Genomic DNA, 466 nt, shown 5'->3' on the forward strand with positions numbered 1-466 from the left:
CCCCGGCCCCCGCCCTGACCTCCGTCCCGGCCGAACCGGTGGGCGAACCGCCGGTCCGCCCAGCGGATCGTGTCCTTGCCGAACACCACCGTCAGGCCCAGATAGACGGCCGACAGGCCGTGCCACACGTTCGGCTCCGCCCCGCCGCGCACGCTGATGACCGTGGCCACGAGCAACACCACGTCCAGCAGCGGCACCCCCAGCAGCAGCGCGGCGCCGACCCGCCGCCACCCCGCGGCGTACCGCGCGGCCAGCCCCGCCACCAGCAGGACCCAGAAGAGCGCCTCACAGATGAGGATCAGACCCAGCATGCGAACCCCCAGCCCCCGGACCCTCGGCTCCCCGCGCCAGAGCACCCCGAACACCCCGAACGGGAGACTCCCGAACCCCGGGAGCTCCCGAACCTCCGTCCCTCGACCTCGCATTCGATCCTAGAGGCCCCCACTGACAGCCCACCCGCACCGGC

1 pseudogene is annotated in these 466 nt (G+C 73.6%); it reads right to left on the reverse strand.

Going from position 1 to position 466, the window contains the following annotated elements:
• A pseudogene (locus ACSNOD_RS31730) lies at positions 1–311 on the reverse strand (hypothetical protein); the annotation flags it as partial.
• Positions 312–466: the final 155 nt, after the last annotated feature.

It is taken from the genome of Streptomyces sp. URMC 123, from assembly GCF_051386515.1.
In the GTDB taxonomy this organism is placed as follows: domain Bacteria; phylum Actinomycetota; class Actinomycetes; order Streptomycetales; family Streptomycetaceae; genus Streptomyces.